This is a genomic window from Pseudarthrobacter cremeus, assembly GCF_051857465.1.
Classification (GTDB): Bacteria; Actinomycetota; Actinomycetes; order Actinomycetales; family Micrococcaceae; genus Arthrobacter.
In genome coordinates, this window is the sequence record NZ_JBPZHC010000001.1 from 611,708 (window position 1) to 629,136 (window position 17,429).

A 17,429-nucleotide genomic window follows, 5' to 3' on the forward strand; every position below is an offset into this window, starting at 1 on the left:
GCAGGGCCCGTCACCCACAACGTGACGGGCCCTGCTTTTTTGCGTTCCGGGTACTAGCGCGCGGTCGGCTGGCAGCCGGGGCACCAGTACAGCTTGCGGCCGACGAGTTCAGTGACAGCCACCGGCCCGGCGCACACCCGGCACGGCAGCCCCTCCCGTTTGTAGACATAGTGGGCGTCTTCGGCTGCGGGCAGCGGGGCGCCGGGGTCCCGGTAAACCGCCGGCGTGGTGATGATCCGCCCGTCGCGCACGCCGTCGGCCATCACTGCCGCCGTGTCATCCCACAGCAGTCCGGCAGCACCGCGGGAGAGTGCGTTTCCCGGCAGCCAAGGATCCAGCCGCTGACGGAACAGCACTTCGGCCCGGTAGACATTCCCGACGCCGGCAATCACCTTCTGGTCCATCAGCAGCGCCGCGACCGGTGTTTTCCGGGCCCGCAACCCGGCGGCGAACCGTGACCTGTCCTCAGGCAGGTTCCGCAGCGGATCCGGACCGAGCCGGGCAAGGACGGCCAGCGACTCGGCCTCGGTGATCACTGCGCAGGTGGTGGCACCGCGCAGATCCGCCCACCCGTGCGGGCTGACCAACCGGACGCGGACCGCGCCGCGCGGCTCGGGCGGACCCAGGTAGGCGAGGTCGCCGGCAGCCCTGTCGCCTCCGTCGTCGAACAGCTCCTGCTCCCCCACCTTCCGGGGCGCGCCGATGCTGGAGGCGCCACGGAAGGTGGCGTCGCCGCCGAAATCCCAGGCACCGTAAAGGCCCAGGTGGACATGGAGCACCATCGCATGGTCGAAGTGCAGGAAGAGGTGCTTGCCGTGGGCGCGGGAATCGGTGAGCCGGCGACCGTCAAGCAGGGCAGCCCCCGCGGCGAACCTGCCCTGCGGACTGCTCACGGACAGCGCCTCGCCGGTAAAGACGTCGCCGAACTGATGCGCCAGGCGGCGGACTGAATGCCCTTCGGGCACTACTCGACGACCTCGCCGGTGGCCTCGTAGGCCGCAATTTTGCTGATCCTGCGGACGTGGCGCTCATCGTTGCTGAAAGGCTCGGCGAGGAAGGCCTCGATGATCTCGGTCGCTTCACCCACAGTGTGCTGGCGGCCGCCCACGGCCACCACGTTGGCGTCGTTGTGCTCGCGGGCCAGGGTGGCGGTCGAAAGGTTCCAGGCGAGGGCGGCACGGACACCTTTGACCTTGTTTGCGGCGATCTGCTCGCCGTTACCGGAGCCGCCGAGCACAATCCCGAGGGCGTTGATCCCGGCCTGCTGGTCCGCCACCACTGCGAGCGCTGCGTTGATGCAGAAGGAGGGGTAGTCGTCCTGGGCGTCGTATGCCTTGGGGCCGTGATCCACCACCTCGTAGCCTTTGGCCGTGAGGTGGCTGACCAGATGGGCGCTGAGTTCCATGCCGGCGTGGTCGGTGGCGATGTGGACCCGCGGGAAGGCAGGGGAAGAAGTCACAGCAGTATCCGTTCATTAGGCCAAGGGGTCGGATCGACACGGACAAGGATACTAGGACTGGCGGATGCTAGGACTCCGGGGCCCCGCCGGCCGGACTGGCAGCGCCGCCCCGGTGCGCCCTTGCCGCGACGCGGGTGAGTACCTCGGCAAGCCGCGCCGCCGTCGCCGGGCTTCCGCCGCTTACCGCCACACTGTGACCGTCCGTTTTGCGCACGACGACGGCGGGACCGCTGCTGACCAGCATCGCGGCGGTGCCGCTGTGGTTCCGGTAGCCCCACCCGCCGTAGTCGGCTGCGCGGACGTCCGCGGCGCTGGCTGCGGAAATCGCAGCCGCCGGCACGTCCATGACGGGCAGCACGCCCGCCACCAGGACGCGCAGGCCCCGGCGGTCGGCCTTGACCCGGGCGCAGAGGAAGGCAGCTGCCACGACAGCCAGGACCGCCACCAGGGCGCCAAGCCATGGCAGCGCCACCGTAATAAGCGCTGCGGGGAACAGGGTCCCCACGGCGATCATGACGAAGACGGAGCTGCGTGCGTGCACCCAAAGCCGGATGGTGTCACCGGCCAGTTCCGGATCGAGCTCGCGGGCGAGGGCCAGTTCAAGGGCCCGGTCATCCTCGGGTGACCATTGCCTGTCGGCCTTGAAGACGAACCCCATGATGACCCCGAGCGACACGGCTGCTCCGCTTCCGAGCGCCAGCACCGTCAGGTCAACGTGGGAGTCCCGCGCATCGGCGAGGCCGGTCTGGCCCACGAGACCTGCGGCCAGGACAGAGGTGACAAACAGGCTCAGGAACAGGCCTGTCCCCATCATGATCCGCCGCATCACCGCGGGCCGCGACAACGGCACCGCCTGGGACAGGACCAGCCAGCCGGCGGCAACGATGATCAGCGCGCCGCCACCGGCGTAGGCGCCAAAGGGGGCAAAGGAGGAGCCGCCGTCGGGCGTCCAGCTGATCGCCATGGGCTCCGGAAGATCGGGCCGGAGCAAAAAGGCGCAAAACACAAAAGCGGCCGCCAGCATCACGGGAAAGCCCACCGCGAAGCGCAGGGCACTGGCATCCACAGAATCCCGGAACTTTCCCATGCATTAACGCTACTCCCGGCGGGCGCCGTGACAGAATGACTTCACTGTGCCGGTGCAGGCCACCGCCCGCCGGCAACCGCGACCCCTTTCTGGAGGCACAACTTGCCAGGCATGAACCTGACGCGCGCTGAAGCCCGCGAGCGCGCTGAACTGATCAACGTCGAGTCCTACGAGGTCAGCCTGGACCTGACCAGGGGCGAGAAGGTTTTCGGCAGCACCACGACAGTGAAATTCACGGCGGTCCCCGGATCCTCCACGTTCATCGATGCGCTCACCCATGCTGTTCACAGCGTCACGCTCAATGGGCGCTCCCTGGATCCCGCGGCCGTGGCAGACGGCATCCGGATCCAGCTGCCCGACCTGGCGGGTTCCAATGAGCTGACCGTGGTGGCTGACGCGCCCTACATGAACACGGGCGAAGGCCTGCACCGCTTTGTGGACCCTGTGGACAATGAGGTTTACCTGTACACCCAGTTCGAGGTGCCCGATGCGCGCCGGATGTTCGCTGTCTTTGAACAGCCCGACCTCAAGGCCACCTTCGCTTTTACCGTTACGGCACCCTCGCACTGGGACCTCATCTCCAACTCCCCCACCCCGACGCCGGAAACAACCTCACCAGCGGAGGACGGCGGCGCCCGGTCGGTGTGGTCCTTCGCACCGACGCCGCGGCTGTCCTCATATGTCACCGCGCTGATCGCCGGACCGTACCAGTCGGTCCGGAGCGAAGTACGCAGCTCCGACGGCCGGGTCATCCCGCTGGGTGTCTTTGCCCGGAAGTCCCTGATGCAGTACCTGGACGCGGACAACATTTTCGAACTGACCCGCCAGGGGTTCGAGTTCTTCGAGGCCCAATTCGGCTGTCCTTACCCGTTCGGGAAGTACGACCAGCTGTTTGTTCCAGAGTTCAACGCAGGAGCCATGGAGAACGCGGGCGCCGTGACCATCCTGGAAGGCTACGTTTTCCGCAGCAAGGTCACGGACGCGCAGATCGAACGCCGCGCCATCACCGTCCTGCACGAATTGGCCCACATGTGGTTCGGCGACCTCGTGACCATGCGCTGGTGGAACGACCTCTGGCTCAACGAATCCTTCGCCGAATACATGTCCCACCTCGCGGCAGTGGAAAACACGTCCTTCACCAGCGCCTGGACCACCTTCGCTTCGGTGGAGAAGTCCTGGGCCTACCGCCAGGACCAGCTGCCCACCACGCATCCGATCTTCGCCGAGATCAACGACCTCCAGGACGTGGAGGTCAACTTCGACGGCATCACCTACGCCAAGGGCGCGTCGGTGCTGCGCCAGCTGGTGGCGTGGGTGGGTCCGGAGCAGTTCATGGCAGGCGTCCGCGAATACTTCGCCAAGCACGCCTGGCAGAACACCGAGCTCAGCGACCTCATGGTGGAGCTGGAAAAAGCCAGCGGCCGCGACCTTGACCACTGGGGCCGGCTCTGGCTGGAAACCGCCGGCGTGAACACCCTCCAGCCCGAGCTGGAACTGGATGAGGAAGGGAACCTTGCTTCCTTCAGCATCATCCAGTCAGCGGTGAACGAGTGGCCCACCATCCGTCCGCACCGCCTGGCCGTCGGGTTCTACAACCTCAACGGGGCAGGAAAGCTGGAGCGCGTCCACCGGGAGGAACTCGACGTCGACGGCGAACGCACCGAAGTGCCCGCGCTGGCCGGGCTGGCGCAGCCGGACCTGATCCTCATCAACGACGACGACCTCGCCTATGCCAAAGTCCGGCTGGACGGAAAATCCCTGGCGACGGCGACGGCCCACCTCAAGGACTTCTCCCAGAGCCTCCCCCGGACGCTGGTGTGGAACTCCGCCTGGGACGGTGCCCGGGACGGTGAGACACCTGCGCGCCGGTACGTGGAGCTGATCCTGGCCAACATCGGCTCGGAATCGGACTCCTCGGTGATCCAGACCCAACTCCGCCAGCTGGCAACCACACTGAATTTCTACGTCGCCGAAGATCACCGGGAGGCCACCACCGTTGCCGCCGGAGACGTTCTCCGCGACCTGGCTTCCACTGTCGCTGGCGGATCCGATGCGCAGCTGCAGTTCGTGAAGGCCTTCAGCCAGCTGGCCCGCAGCGGGGCCCAGCTGGACACGGTGTCAGGACTTCTGGACGGGTCAATGACGCTGGAAGGCTTGACCGTGGACCAGGACCTGCGCTGGGAACTGCTGGCCTCGCTGGTTGCCGGCGGCCGGCTCGGCCAGGAAGGGATCGACGCCGAACTGGAGCGCGACCGCACAGCCAGCGGACAGAACGCAGCTGCCCTGGCCACGGCCGCGATCCCCACCGCCGAGGCCAAGGCCAAGGCTTGGGACGCGATTGTGGTCAAGGGCGAACTGTCCAACGCACTGCAGGGTTCGGCCGTGAACGGCTTCATGCGCGTCCTTGACCGCACCCTCCTTGAGCCCTACGCCGCGAAGTACTTCGAGGCTGTCCCGGGGATCGTTGAAAACCGGACCCACGCCCTGGCCCAGCAGATCGTCGTCGGACTTTATCCTGCGCTGCTGACAACGCAGGCAACGGTGGACCGGACGGACCGTTTCCTGGCCGGCCTCCCGGCGGACAGCACCGCACTGCGGCGGATGATGCTGGAGAACCGCGACGGCGTCGCCCGGGCGCTGCGCGCACGCGCGGCGGACGTCTAGGCCTGCATCATGGGCCTCAGTGAACACCACTACGCCCTGACTGTCCTGTGGACCGGCAACCTGGGAGAAGGGACGTCGTCGTACCGTGGCTACTCACGGGACCACGACGTCCTGATCCCGGGCCTGCCCGTCCTGCCGGGCTCAGCGGACCCGACCTTCCACGGGGACCGTGAACGGTACAACCCGGAGCAGCTGCTCCTGGCCGCTTTGGCGCAGTGCCACATGCTGTCCTTCCTCCATGTGGCCGTACGGCACGGTGTGGTGGTCACCGACTACCGGGACGAGGCCACCGGAACCCTGCGCCTGAACCGGGACGGCAGCGGGGAATTTGAATCCGTGACGCTGCACCCGCATGTGATCCTGGCGGACCCGGCCCACGTTGCCCTGGCTGAACAGCTGCACCGCGAAGCCAACCAGGTCTGCTTCATAGCCCGCAGCGTCAACTTTCCGGTGCGGCACGAACCCGTGACGCTAACCGCCTGAGCGGACGGCCAGCAACTCACCCGCCAGCCGGGCCTCCGTTGCCGGCGAAAGGCCGGCCTTACGGTGACGGCCCAGGCCCCTGGTCCGCTCGTCCAGCAGCGTGTCCGCCACAGTGTCCTGCCAGGGCCGGGTGGCCAGTCCGGCGGCACGGGCTGCCAGGTTGCTGCGGCTGCAAAAGCCCTCGTGGCCAGGCGGCAGCCACAGCGGGAGGGAATCGGGTCCTGCCCAGTAATCGATCCCCTGCTCCACCAGCCAGGCCTCTGGCGCCGTCAGGACGTCGCCCTGGTACCCGGAGGCAGTTCCGGCCACTGCGATGTAGTCGCCGAAGGGCACCTGATCGCCCACTGCATTCAGGGCACCGGTGACACCCTGCTCCGCGGCTTCCAGGATCCACCGGGCGAGGTCGCGGACGTCGATGACCTGGGTGGGATGACCGGCGATGTCCGGCACCACGGCGGGCCCGTTGTCCCGCGCGAACCTCGCCGGCCAGTAGCCGTAACGGTCCGTCGCGTCACCGGGACCGCCGATGAGGCCGGCCCTGCAGAGGTGCGCTTTGTCCCCGGCCGCCGCCAGGGTGGCCTGCTCGATGGCCGACTTCGATTCCCCGTAGTTCTCCGGGGTGGATGCCGTCCCGGCAGGCAGCGGCGGCAGGAGGTCAGCGTCCTCCGCTGCACCCGGCGTTGAATGGCCGGCGTAAACGGAACAGCTCGACACAAACGTCCAGTGGCCGGTCCGCGGTGCGAGGGCGGCCAGTGCATCCGCGGCCTGCACCGTGTCGCGGGCCACCTCAACAACCTCGTCCCAAACGCCGCCGGCACCGTCATATGCGTTCGCGCCCAGTGAACGGTCCGTCTGTATCCACTCGGCGCCCTCCGGCGGTTCAGCCGCCGAACCGCGGGCCAGGCAGGTGACCTGGTGCCCGTCGGCCACCGCCTGCCGGGCGATTTCCGAGGAGAGAAAGGCCGTTCCACCGAGGATCAGGATGCGCATGGGTCCACGGTACGGCGCTAGGGTTGAAAGAGAACAGAGCCCAGCGTGCCGGGGCTAACCCGCGCACCGGCTGATGCCTTCCACCGGCCGCCGCCGGAGACCCTCAAGGAGTTTCACCCCCTATGTTCAGCACGTTGTCCATTCTTCCATCCGCCGCCAGTGAGCCGGACGGCATCAGCATCACCGGAATCGTCATCAGTCTGGGTGTCGGCATCGCCATCTGGCTGGTGGCAACCTTCGTGATTTCCCGGATCAGCAAGCGGGTGGCCTCAGGGAGCAACTTTTTCAAGAAAGCGCACTTCAAGTGGGTGGCCCCCGCCATCCGGGCACTGGACCATGAACGCCGTGTCCAGCGCGCGGAGACCATCGGATCGCTGCTCAACAGCATCGTGGGTGTGCTCGTAGCCGTCATCACCAGCATGTATGTCCTGCAGAACCTTGACATCAACATCGCCCCGCTGCTGACCAGCGTGGGAATCCTCGGTGTGGCCATCGGTTTCGGCGCACAGCAGCTGATCCGCGACTTCCTGGCCGGGATCTTCATTACCATTGAAGACCAGTACGGAATCGGCGACGTCATCGAAACCAGCGAGGTGGTTGGTGTCGTGGAGTCCATGGGCCTGCGCATCACCCGTGTCCGCTCCGACGACGGCGCCATCTGGTACCTGCGTAACGGTGAGATCCTGCGGGTCGGCAACCGCTCCCAGGGAAATTACGTTCCAGCGGCGGAGCCCCTCGACGCGGAAACGAAGACCGCGTTGCATGAGCCGCCCACCGAGGCGAAAAAGACTGACCAGAAGGCCGGAGAATAGAGTCATGACCACACCCGCCGAGCCCACGCCGCCGCGCCAGCTGATGCAGAACGATCCCTTCAGCCAGCCTGGCTACACCGACAACTTCTACGATGCCGTGGGCGGCCACGAGACGTTCGTCAAGCTGATCGACGTGTTCTACGACGGCGTGGCAACGGATCCGCTGTTGCGCCCGATGTATCCCGAGGAGGACCTGGCCCCCGCCAAACGGCGGTTCCGGATGTTTCTGGAACAGTACTGGGGCGGGCCCACCACCTACGGCGAGGAGCGCGGCCACCCCCGGCTTCGGATGCGCCACATGCCGTTCCGGGTCACCCCTGAAGCCAAGGACCGCTGGCTGTTCCACATGCGGGCAGCCGTGGACTCCCTGGAGCTGCCCCCGCTTTACGAGGGGACCCTGTGGGACTACATGGAGCGCGCCGCCCTGTCCATGGTTAACAGCCCTTCGGAGCCCTGAGGCCCGGCCGTGCCATGACGGTCCGGCTTTGCCGTGACCGGGCTCAGGGCTGCTGCAGCCCGCTGCCGGTCCGGGCCAGGACGTGGCCGCGCGGACCGCTGAGGCGGAACCAGCGCCCCGTCCGGTAAAGCGTCTGGTCTCCGTCGGCGAGGAATCCGAGGGTCAGTGCGGCGAAGGCGGCGCCGAGCGGGATCCCCGATGCGTCCAGTTCCCTGCCCCATACCGCAGCACGGGCGTTGTTGACGATCAGCGCGCCGGGGTTGGTCGGCACGATGGCAGCGACTTCGGAAATGCCGGTTTCGGCCGCCTGCCGCAGCCCGGAGTCAGGCAGCGTGCCCACCAGCTCCCAGCCGGTGCGCGGCGCCCCGACCCCCGTCCACGATTCGCTGACGGTGGACGGCGGAACGGGCAGTTCGACGTCGTCCTCCCCCGCCCTGGCAAGCCGGTCCAGGACGGCTGAAAGCGGAACCGTGACATCGGTCGCGGAAGGCTCAGCGAGGGCCATGGTGCGCAGGCCGAGGATGGTGGGAGTGGATTCGCCCAGCAGCCGCGGCCTCAGGACGCAGACGTACGCCGCGAGAACGGAGCCTGCGGCCTGAAGCCGGATGGCGCCGTCGTCGACTGCTTTTGCACGCGTGGCGAAGGTGCGCAGATCGGCGAGATCACGCGGATCGGCGAACCGGAAGGACTGGGTAAGAAGGTCTGACACACAAAGAACACTACCGGTTGGACCCCGGTTGAGCAGCGGCGGGGCGCCGTCTAGAGTCAAACCATGACTGAAGCCGAAACCGGACTGCTGGCACCTCCCAGCGGTGACCCCACCGCATCGCTGATCCAGCTACTTGATCTGGGTGAGCTGGAAGGCGCCCGGACCGATGAGGATATCTTCCTCGGACCTTCGCAGCAGCAGCCCCGTCAGCGGGTGTTCGGCGGCCAGGTCCTGGCCCAGTCACTTATTGCGGCGATGCGCACGGTGGACCCGGAACGGGTTGTGCACTCGATGCACGGCTATTTCCTGCGGCCCGGGGACGCCAACAAGTCGATCACCTTCGGCGTCCAGAGGCTGCGCGACGGCCGGTCGTTTTCGGCACGGCGGGTCCATGCCTATCAGGAGGGTGTGCCGATCCTCTCGATGATCGCCTCCTTCCAGGACCCGGATGAAGGCATCGACCACGAGTCCACGATGCCCACCGGCATTCCCGACCCCGAGTCGCTGCCCAGCACCGCGGAACTGCTTGGCAAGTTTGACCACCCTGTGGCACGTCACTGGGCTTACGAGCGGCCCTTCGACATCAGGCACGTGGACCCGCCACTGTACGTTTCGGCCAAGGGGAAGAAGGAGGCCAGGAACGCCGTGTGGATGAAGACCTTCGGGCCTATGCCCGACGATTCGAACCTTCACCGCGCCGCCCTGGCATACGCCAGCGACTACACCCTGCTCGAATCCATCCTGCGGCGCCACGGGCTCAGCTGGATCACGCCCGGCATGAGCGTGGCCAGCCTTGACCATGCCATGTGGTGGCACCGGCCGGCCCGCGTGGATGAGTGGCTGCTCTATGTCCAGGAATCTCCCAGCGCCCAGGGAGCCCGCGGGCTCGCGACAGGCAAGATCTTCAACCGGGCCGGGCAGCACGTCGCCTCCGTGGCACAGGAGGGGATGGTCCGCGTTCCCACAGACCTGAAGAACAAGGTGGTGGGCGCTTTCCAGAGCAAGGTCCTGGAGCACCAGATCCGCAAGGCCGGGCGGGACTGACCAGGCCTGGCTACCCCGGCATTTTACCGGGCGGGCAAGCAGAAAGGCCGGCACCCCTGGGGGTGCCGGCCTTTTCTGCTCAGTCGCGTTATAGCCGCGGTTAGGGACTAGTCACGCGTAAGGCGGCGGTGGGTGACGCGGTGCGGTTTGGCCGCATCGGGTCCGAGCCGCTCAACCTTGTTCTCCTCGTAGGATTCGAAGTTGCCCTCGAACCAGTACCACTTGGAGGGGTTCTCCTCGTCGCCTTCATAGGCGAGGATGTGGGTGGCAACCCGGTCCAGGAACCAGCGGTCGTGCGATACCACCACGGCGCAGCCGGGGAATTCAAGCAGCGCGTTTTCGAGGCTGCTGAGGGTCTCGACGTCGAGGTCGTTGGTGGGTTCGTCAAGGAGCAGCAGGTTTCCGCCCTGCTTGAGGGTCAGCGCGAGGTTCAGGCGGTTGCGCTCACCACCGGAGAGCACCCCGGCCTTCTTCTGCTGGTCCGGGCCCTTGAAACCGAAGGCGGCCACGTAGGCACGCGAAGGCATTTCAACGTGGCCCACCTGGATGTAGTCCAGGCCGTCCGAGACAACTTCCCACAGGGTCTTGTTGGGATCGATGCCGCCGCGGCTCTGGTCCGCGTAGGAGATCTTGACCGAATCACCGATCTTCAGGACGCCGCCGTCGAGCGGTTCCAGGCCCACGATGGTCTTGAACAGCGTGGTCTTGCCAACACCGTTGGGGCCGATGACGCCGACGATGCCGTTGCGGGGAAGGGTAAAGGACAGTCCGTCGATGAGGGTCCGGTCCTCGAAGCCCTTCTGCAGGTCCTTGGCTTCGAGCACCAGTCCGCCGAGGCGTGGTCCCGGCGGGATCTGGATTTCCTCGAAGTCGAGCTTGCGGGTGCGGTCCGCTTCCGCGGCCATTTCCTCGTAGCGTGCCAGGCGCGCCTTGGACTTGGTCTGGCGGCCCTTGGCGTTGGAGCGGACCCACTCGAGTTCTTCGGTGAGGCGCTTGGCCTGCTTGGCGTCTTTCTTGCCCTGGACTTCGAGGCGGGCACGCTTCTTCTCCAGGTACGTGGAGTAGTTGCCTTCGTAGGGGTACAGGTGGCCGCGGTCGACTTCGGCGATCCATTCCGCGACGTGGTCAAGGAAATAGCGGTCGTGGGTTACGGCCAGGACAGCTCCGGCGTAGCTGGAGAGGTGCTGTTCCAGCCACAGGACGCTCTCTGCGTCAAGGTGGTTGGTGGGCTCGTCCAGAAGCAGGAGGTCCGGCTTCTGGAGCAGCAGTTTGCAGAGGGCCACACGGCGGCGCTCACCACCGGAGAGGAGGGTCACATCAGCATCAGCGGGCGGGCAGCGGAGTGCGTCCATGGCCTGTTCCAGCTGGGAATCGAGGTCCCAGGCGTCGGCGGCGTCAATGGCCTCCTGGAGGTGGCCCATTTCTTCGAGCAATGTGTCGTAGTCAGCGTCAGGGCTGGCCATTTCCTCGGAGATCTCGTTGAAGCGCTGGATCTTGCCGTAGATCTCGCCGACACCTTCCTGGACGTTGCCCAGGACGGTCTTTTCCTCGTTCAGCGGCGGTTCCTGCAGCAGGATTCCCACCGAGTAGCCGGGACTGAGCCGGGCCTCACCGTTCGAAGGGGTGTCCAGGCCGGCCATGATTTTCAGGATGGTGGACTTACCGGCGCCGTTCGGGCCAACAACACCAATTTTGGCGCCCGGGAAGAAGGACATGCTTACGTCGTCAAGAATGAGTTTTTCGCCAACGGCCTTACGGGCCTTGGTCATTGTGTAGATAAATTCCGCCATGGTTCCAAATCTAGTGGGTTGGCGGGCATATCTCACATTCGAAGGGTCAGGCGGCCGCGCCCACGAAGCACTTTCCGCTGGCCAGCACGGGAAGAACCGTGACTGTGACGCTGCCGTCCCGGATCTGGCCGATCACACAGTCCGTGCCCTGCAATACCCCGGCTTCAATGGCATCGGCCTCCAGCCCGGTGGGCGTGCGGCTCGCCGACACTTCCAGGGCTGCAGGTGCCACGCCCGCACCGGTCAGGGCATCGGTCACCTGTGCGGTGGCCGGCTTGGGTGTACCGGCCGCGAGCCGGCTCAGCGCATCAGAGACTTTTTGCTTCATCAGCGCAGCAGCAGCGTCCTGCGCCGACTCGGCGGCATCAGGACCCGCCGCACCGGTGGCGGTGGTGCCGGGGGAGGTGGCGCCAGGGTCGGTGGTGCCGGGGGCGGTGGTGCCTGTGGCAGCCGGCTCCGGGGCGGTGGCGCCTGCAGTCGTCTTCCCGCCTGATGGGCCGCCGGTGCATGCCGCGAGTGAGAGTGCCAACATGAGGCACCCTGCATAGACCACCGCCGGCCGTCCCGCGGAGGCCCCGCCTGCCCGGAAATGAGCGTCCCTGCCGGTGACCTGGACTGCCTGTGGGTCTACGGTCGCGCGCTTCATGCCGTCATTCTGCCACGCGGCCCACCTCCGGGCGGAACTGCGGGCCGGCCGCGGGTCAGACGGCAGAGCCGGCCAGTTCCCCCGTTTCGGCGTCTACAGGGGTCCGGTTGCCCTCTGAATCCACCAGGAAGACCCCGGCGGCTTCATCCTCGTCAGAGTGGTCCTCTTCACCCGGATCGCCGTCGTCCTCCGGATCGGTCAGGCCGATGTCATGTGCCGGCTCCGCCGGCCCCTGCCCCGACGCGTTGTTCTCCGATACCGGATGAAGTCCGTTGTTCGCGTTGCGGGTGTAGTTGGCCGAACCCCACATGAGGTCGTGGCCTACCGATTCGGCGTCGATCTCAGTGGAATGGTAGGTCCGGCCGTCCTTCTCCCAGCTGCGCAGCTTGAGCCGGCCGACCACAATCACCCGCTGGCCTTTCTTGATGCTGCAGGCCATGTTCCCGGCCAGCTGGCGGTACCCCTGGACATTGAACCAGTTGGTTGGAAGGTCCACCCAGGTATTCGAGGCGCGGTCATAGCGCCGGCCGGTCGAGCCGAAGCGGAAGTAAGCTGTGCCAACTCCGCCTGGCGTGGTGGAGGTCTTGATCTCGGTGGCCACGAAGCCACGGATCGTGATGGTGTCGTTCATCGTCATGTCCTGTCTCTGAAGGTGGTGCCTTAGCGGCAGAACCAGCTTCGCGCGGGACCGGGCGGGGCGGGCAGGGGCCAACCTCCGTATGTGCACAACCCTGTCTTGGCGTGCCCTGTGGAGGACAGGAGGCGGCAACGGACACGGACGCGAACGGGGCACGGTGACGCAGCCGCACCCGGGGCAATGTAAACTTTTCATGCGCCGGATTTCTGGTCGTGGCGCCACGTGCCCCAGTAGCTCAGGGGATAGAGCAGCGGCCTTCTAATCCGCCGGTCGGGGGTTCGATTCCCTCCTGGGGCACAATTTTTTGCGACGAAGCGAGGCATCCTCCACGGATGGGTCGAGTCACCGTTTACACCCCGGTCCCTGGACCGGGGTGTTTTCGTTGGCTCGAGCCTGTCTTTCCTCCCCCGCAGTTTCCGTGGGTTCCGGGCCGGCCGCGGGCACCCGGCGCCATGAATCAGAAAGCCGGCGGCCCCGACAGCGTGGTCATCGTTCCTGCGTTGTCCCGCACAGGCAACACCTCCTTGGGACACCTTCACCTGCCCGGTGATGCTGAGCCGAGGCCAGCTGACGAAAATCCGCGGACACATCGCGGCTGTTTCCATGCGCCGAGAGTTTCAGGCCTTGGACATTGCAGCTGGCCCGTTAGGAATCCAGCCTGTGCGGCGCTTCCACGAGCGATGTGACCACGCTGCCGGCCGCGCCAAGAAGCGCCCCGGCCTGTCCCACGGCTGAGAGGCTGATGTCGCCCGGCAGGACCCTCCCCGGCGCGTATATTGCCAGGCTCGCTGACAGCGCGGGCATGATCCACTCCCCCAGGATGGCAAAGTGGCCGCCCAGCACCACTGAAGAGATATTGAGAAGCCGGACGGACGAAGCGACCGCCACACCGAGGAAATGACCGGCACGAACGACGGCGGTGAGCGCGTCCGCATCCCCGCCCTCGATTGCTGACAGCAGCAGCTCCAGGCTTTCGGACCGCGAGGGACCGGCGGGCGGCTGCCGGTTCACTTGCCTCCGGGGGGAAATTCCTGCGGCCGCGATAATCGCGTCCTGGCCGGCCACGGTCTCCAGGCATCCCCGGCCGCCGCAGGAACAGGCTTCCCCGTCCGGCTCGACCACTACGTGGCCCAGCTCGCCCGCGTGCCCGTGCGGACCCGTAAACAGTTCAGAGCCGATGACCACCCCGCCGCCAACGCCCACTTCGCCGGAGACAAACAGAAAGTCGGCACGGCCGGCCGGGCGGTACCGCAACTCGGCCAATGCTGCGGCGTTGGCCTCGTTGAAGATTGTGGTGCCCAGCCGCACGTCGGGAAGCAGCGAGCGCAGGTCCAGGGTCTCGTTGTTCCACCCGAGGTTGGGTGCTGTAATGACTGTCGCGGTTTTGTCCTCCACCAGGCCAGGAACGGCCAGCCCGCCGCCGAGCACCCGGACTCCCTGGGCTTCGGCCGATGCCCGGAGTTCGGCTGCCAGTCCGGCCAGCGCCGCCATCACGGCGCCGGGTGAAGCGTTGCGGTTGTCCTGCTCCCGTGATTCCTGCAGAAGCAGGTTGCCGGCCAGGTCAGTCACCCCCGCTGAGATGTAGTCGACGTTGACTTCCATTCCCATCATGCCGTTCGCGGGATCCAGTTCCAGGCCCACACCGGGGCGTCCCCGCTCCCCCTGCGGATTCAGCCCTACTTCGCGAACAATGCCTGCATTGAGGAGGTCCAGCACCAGGCTCGAAACGGATGCCTTGGTGAGCCCTGTGGCAGCTGCGATCTGGGCACGGGTCAAGTGGGTTCCTGCTGGGGAATGCGCGATCCGTCCCATGACCAGGGCCAGGTTTCCCCGGCGGACGTCCCCCATGCTGCCCGGCATCCCGTGTTCGGGCGTACCTGCAGCCGGCGCAGAGCTGGCCATCCGGCCCTCCTTCTCGTTCAGGGACGATTATGCCCGTTTCCTCTTGACCTTAGCTCATCCAGCCTCATATAGTTCAAGCAATAAACTAACTCCCGGGATCTTCGGCTCCCCGAATGCAAGGACGCATCATGACTCTTACGCCCGCTCCCGCTGACAAGTTCACCTTCGGCCTCTGGACCGTTGGCTGGACCGGGGCCGATCCTTTCGGCGTGGCAACACGGAAGCCGCTGGACCCGGTAGAAGCGGTCCACAAGCTCAGCGAACTCGGCGCTTACGGCCTCACGTTCCACGACAACGATCTGATCCCTTTCGACGCCACTGTCTCGGAGCGCGAACTGATCCTGAAGAACTTCCGCACCGCCCTGGCTGAAACCGGCCTCAAGGTCCCGATGGTGACCACCAACCTGTTCAGCCACCCCGTGTTCAAGGACGGCGGCTTCACCTCCAACGACCGCTCGGTCCGGCGCTTCGCCCTGAGCAAGGTACTGCGGAACATCGACTCCGCCGCTGAATTCGGCGCCGAAACGTTCGTGATGTGGGGCGGCCGCGAAGGCAGCGAGTACGACGGTTCCAAGGACCTGTCCGCTGCCCTGGACCGCATGAAGGAAGGCGTGGACACCGCCGCCGCCTACATCAAGGACAAGGGCTACAACCTCCGCATCGCCCTGGAACCCAAGCCCAACGAACCCCGCGGCGACATCTTCCTGCCTACCGTCGGCCACGGCCTGGCCTTCATCGCGGAGCTGGAACACGGTGACATCGTGGGGCTGAATCCGGAGACGGGACACGAGCAGATGGCCGGCCTGAACTTCACCCACGGCATCGCGCAGGCCCTCTGGGCCGGAAAGCTCTTCCATATCGACCTGAACGGCCAGCGCGGCATCAAGTACGACCAGGACCTCGTGTTCGGCCACGGCGACCTCACCAGCGCCTTCTTCACCGTGGACCTGCTCGAAAACGGCTTCCCGAACGGCGGGCCAAAGTACGACGGCCCGCGCCACTTCGACTACAAGCCCTCCCGCACCGACGGCTATGACGGCGTCTGGGACTCCGCCAGGTCCAACATGTCCATGTACCTCCTGCTCAAGGAACGCGCCCTGGCGTTCCGCGCCGACCCGCAGGTCCAGGAAGCCTTGGCTGCCTCGGGCGTGTTCGAACTGGGCGAACCGACGCTCGCCGCCGGTGAATCCGCCGCAGACCTCCTGGCCGACGCTGCCGCGTTCGAAGATTTCGACGCCGATGCCGCCGCCGAGCGCTCGTTCGCCTTTGTGCGGCTCAACCAGCTGGCCATCGAACACCTGCTCAACGCACGCTGACCATGGGCCTCGTTGCCGGCATCGACAGCTCCACCCAGTCCTGCAAGGTGGTGATCCGCGACGCGGCCACCGGCACGCTCCTCCGCCAGGGCCGCGCCGGCCATCCCGAGGGCACCGAAGTTCACCCCGAGCACTGGTGGACCGCCCTGCAGGAAGCCATCGACCAGGCAGGCGGCCTCGGCGACGTCAGCGCGGTCTCCGTCGGCGGGCAACAGCACGGCATGGTCTGCCTGGACGCTGACGGGGAGGTGATCCGACCGGCCCTGCTCTGGAACGACACCCGGAGTGCCCCGGCCGCGCTGGACCTGATCCGGGAGGCCGGTGGCGGCGATCCCGGCCAGGGGGCGCGCTACTGGGCCGGCGCCACGGGAACAGTTCCGGTGGCTTCCCTGACCATCACCAAGCTGCGCTGGCTCGCCGAAAACGAACCGGACAACGCAGCCCGCGTTGCAGCAGTCTGCCTTCCCCACGACTGGCTGTCCTGGCGGCTGGCAGGCTTCGGCCCCGGCAGCGGCGCGGAAGGCCTGGCCGCCCTCCGCACCGACCGTTCCGACGCATCGGGCACCGGCTACTTTTCTGCATCCAGCGGCCGGTACCTTCATGATGCACTGGAAAAGTCACTGGGCCACGTCCCCCGGCTGCCCGCCGTCGTCGGCCCCTTGGAGGCTTCGGGGAAGACTCCGGAAGGGGCGCTCATTGGCCCGGGCGCCGGGGACAACGCCGCCGCTGCCCTTGGCGTCGGCGCGGGGGTGGGCGACGTGGTGATGTCGCTGGGCACGTCCGGCACCGTTTTTGCGGTCTCGGCCACGCCGGCAGCCGACGAGTCCGGGCTGGTGGCGGGATTTGCCGACGCCACGGGCAACTTCCTGCCCCTCGCCTGCACCCTGAACGCAACGCGGGTCTTTGACGCCACCGCAGCGCTGCTGGACGTCAGCCTGGCGGAATTCAATGAACTGGCACTGGCAGCCGCTCCGGGAGCCGGCGGACTGACGCTTGTCCCCTATTTCGACGGCGAACGTACCCCGAACCTTCCCGGGGCCGCCGGCTCACTGCACGGCATCACCCGTTCCAACTACACCCCCGCAAACCTGGCTCGCGCCGCCGTCGAGGGAGTGGTCTGTTCCCTCGCTGACGGCCTGGCCGCCCTGCAGGCACAGGGTGTGGATGCCCGGCGGGTCATCCTGGTGGGCGGCGGCGCGCAGTCGGCTGCGGTCCAGCAGGCCGCCAGCCAGTTGCTGGGCCTGCCGGCGGTTATTCCGACGCCCGGCGAATACGTGGCCGACGGCGCGGCCCGCCAGGCCGCCGCGGTGCTGGCCGGCGCGTTCCCGGACTGGCCCCTCAGCGGCGTTGGGCTGCCGGCGGAAACGTCCGACGGCGGCACGCTGGCCAGGTACCGCAGGCACGCTGCCGCCTATCTCGCCTAGTTCCTTCCG

16 protein-coding genes and 1 tRNA gene are annotated in these 17,429 nt (G+C 66.7%); 8 read left to right on the forward strand and 9 right to left on the reverse strand.

Going from position 1 to position 17,429, the window contains the following annotated elements:
• Positions 1–53 precede the first annotated feature (53 nt).
• The 3 genes from ACS5PJ_RS02685 to ACS5PJ_RS02695 all read right to left on the reverse strand — a co-directional run bounded on the left by ACS5PJ_RS02685 (position 54) and on the right by ACS5PJ_RS02695 (position 2,546).
• Positions 54–965 (reverse strand): Fpg/Nei family DNA glycosylase, encoded by a 912-nt coding sequence (locus tag ACS5PJ_RS02685; protein WP_439433364.1) that lies wholly within the window; start codon positions 963–965, stop codon positions 54–56.
• Entirely contained in the window at positions 965–1,459 is a 495-nt protein-coding gene (locus ACS5PJ_RS02690) for a ribose-5-phosphate isomerase (RefSeq protein ID WP_439433365.1), read from the reverse strand. The genes ACS5PJ_RS02685 and ACS5PJ_RS02690 overlap by 1 nt, the downstream gene beginning before the upstream one ends.
• Positions 1,460–1,526: 67 nt before the next feature.
• Entirely contained in the window at positions 1,527–2,546 is a 1,020-nt protein-coding gene (locus tag ACS5PJ_RS02695) for a hypothetical protein (protein ID WP_439433366.1), read from the reverse strand.
• 111 nt (positions 2,547–2,657) lie between these two features.
• Here ACS5PJ_RS02695 and pepN point away from each other — a divergent pair, with 111 nt between their 5' ends.
• Both pepN and ACS5PJ_RS02705 read left to right on the forward strand, forming a co-directional pair.
• Positions 2,658–5,210 carry an aminopeptidase N gene (gene pepN, locus ACS5PJ_RS02700; protein ID WP_439433367.1) on the forward strand — a complete coding sequence of 851 codons (2,553 nt, stop codon included), beginning with the start codon at positions 2,658–2,660 and terminating at the stop codon, positions 5,208–5,210.
• Positions 5,211–5,219: 9 nt separating this feature from the next.
• Positions 5,220–5,693 carry an OsmC family protein gene (locus ACS5PJ_RS02705; protein WP_439433368.1) on the forward strand — a complete coding sequence of 158 codons (474 nt, stop codon included), beginning with the start codon at positions 5,220–5,222 and terminating at the stop codon, positions 5,691–5,693.
• Here the strand turns inward: ACS5PJ_RS02705 and ACS5PJ_RS02710 are convergent.
• Positions 5,682–6,683, reverse strand: coding sequence for an NAD-dependent epimerase/dehydratase family protein (locus tag ACS5PJ_RS02710; protein ID WP_439433369.1), 1,002 nt, complete (start codon positions 6,681–6,683; stop codon positions 5,682–5,684). The genes ACS5PJ_RS02705 and ACS5PJ_RS02710 overlap by 12 nt on opposite strands.
• Before the next feature lie 122 nt (positions 6,684–6,805).
• Between ACS5PJ_RS02710 and ACS5PJ_RS02715 the strand changes: the two genes are divergently transcribed.
• Positions 6,806–7,495 (forward strand): mechanosensitive ion channel family protein, encoded by a 690-nt coding sequence (locus ACS5PJ_RS02715; RefSeq protein WP_439433370.1) that lies wholly within the window; start codon positions 6,806–6,808, stop codon positions 7,493–7,495.
• Between the two features lie 4 nt (positions 7,496–7,499).
• A complete protein-coding gene (locus ACS5PJ_RS02720) occupies positions 7,500–7,952 on the forward strand; it encodes a globin (RefSeq protein WP_439433371.1) in 453 nt (150 codons plus the stop codon).
• A gap of 43 nt (positions 7,953–7,995) precedes the next feature.
• Here ACS5PJ_RS02720 and ACS5PJ_RS02725 read toward each other — a convergent pair whose 3' ends face one another.
• On the reverse strand, positions 7,996–8,661 hold the full coding sequence (locus ACS5PJ_RS02725; RefSeq protein WP_439433372.1) for a DUF8185 domain-containing protein: 666 nt from the start codon (positions 8,659–8,661) through the stop codon (positions 7,996–7,998).
• Positions 8,662–8,724: 63 nt separating this feature from the next.
• On the opposite strand from ACS5PJ_RS02725, the gene ACS5PJ_RS02730 reads away from it, so the two are divergent.
• On the forward strand, positions 8,725–9,705 hold the full coding sequence (locus ACS5PJ_RS02730; protein ID WP_439433373.1) for an acyl-CoA thioesterase: 981 nt from the start codon (positions 8,725–8,727) through the stop codon (positions 9,703–9,705).
• 107 nt (positions 9,706–9,812) lie between these two features.
• Here the strand turns inward: ACS5PJ_RS02730 and ettA are convergent, their stop codons facing one another.
• From ettA to ACS5PJ_RS02745, 3 genes are read right to left on the reverse strand one after another with little or no spacing between them, the layout of a single operon-like run.
• On the reverse strand, positions 9,813–11,495 hold the full coding sequence (gene ettA, locus ACS5PJ_RS02735; RefSeq protein WP_439433374.1) for an energy-dependent translational throttle protein EttA: 1,683 nt from the start codon (positions 11,493–11,495) through the stop codon (positions 9,813–9,815).
• Between the two features lie 46 nt (positions 11,496–11,541).
• On the reverse strand, positions 11,542–12,141 hold the full coding sequence (locus ACS5PJ_RS02740) for a DUF6993 domain-containing protein (protein WP_439433375.1): 600 nt from the start codon (positions 12,139–12,141) through the stop codon (positions 11,542–11,544).
• A 55-nt stretch (positions 12,142–12,196) separates the two neighbouring features.
• The gene (locus ACS5PJ_RS02745) at positions 12,197–12,772 is read right to left on the reverse strand and encodes a single-stranded DNA-binding protein (protein WP_439433563.1); all 576 of its coding nucleotides are present in this window, start codon (positions 12,770–12,772) and stop codon (positions 12,197–12,199) included.
• A 230-nt stretch (positions 12,773–13,002) separates the two neighbouring features.
• Here ACS5PJ_RS02745 and ACS5PJ_RS02750 point away from each other — a divergent pair.
• Positions 13,003–13,075 (forward strand) — tRNA-Arg (locus ACS5PJ_RS02750).
• A gap of 348 nt (positions 13,076–13,423) precedes the next feature.
• On the opposite strand, the gene ACS5PJ_RS02755 is transcribed toward ACS5PJ_RS02750, so the two are convergent.
• Positions 13,424–14,680 carry an ROK family protein gene (locus ACS5PJ_RS02755; protein WP_439433376.1) on the reverse strand — a complete coding sequence of 419 codons (1,257 nt, stop codon included), beginning with the start codon at positions 14,678–14,680 and terminating at the stop codon, positions 13,424–13,426.
• A 128-nt stretch (positions 14,681–14,808) separates the two neighbouring features.
• On the opposite strand from ACS5PJ_RS02755, the gene xylA reads away from it, so the two are divergent.
• Positions 14,809–15,996: a xylose isomerase gene (gene xylA, locus ACS5PJ_RS02760; protein WP_439433377.1), complete on the forward strand. Its 1,188-nt coding sequence runs from the start codon at positions 14,809–14,811 to the stop codon at positions 15,994–15,996.
• Between the two features lie 2 nt (positions 15,997–15,998).
• Positions 15,999–17,420, forward strand: coding sequence for an FGGY family carbohydrate kinase (locus tag ACS5PJ_RS02765; RefSeq protein ID WP_439433378.1), 1,422 nt, complete (start codon positions 15,999–16,001; stop codon positions 17,418–17,420).
• The last annotated feature ends 9 nt before the right edge of the window (positions 17,421–17,429 follow it).